Here is a 234-nt window from a genome sequence, read left to right as displayed (position 1 = left end):
ATAGCGTTCTTCCGGACTTGGCAGGTCGCCGCCGAAATTTTCTTCGCCGACCGAAGAGGTCACGGCATTCCAGCCTGTTCTGCCACCGCTCAAATGGTCCAGCGTTCCGATCTGGCGTGCAAGATTGTAAGGATGCAGAAACGTCGTTGAGACGGTCGCAATAAGCCCGATATGCGATGTGGCATGGGCCAGCGCTGCAAGAGCGATAACCGGGTCTTGTGTGCCGGTTGTGCC

General features: G+C 57.3%; 1 protein-coding gene. It reads right to left on the bottom strand.

Annotated features, from left to right (window positions below; translation table 11 throughout):
- On the bottom strand, nt 1-234 hold a 234-nt coding region (locus R0J92_RS26865), incomplete at both ends, for an LLM class flavin-dependent oxidoreductase (protein WP_411053929.1).

It is taken from the genome of Tritonibacter sp. SIMBA_163 (assembly GCF_046535935.1).
Classification (GTDB): Bacteria; Pseudomonadota; Alphaproteobacteria; order Rhodobacterales; family Rhodobacteraceae; genus Epibacterium; species Epibacterium scottomollicae.
This window is presented reverse-complemented; position numbering and strand designations above follow the sequence as displayed.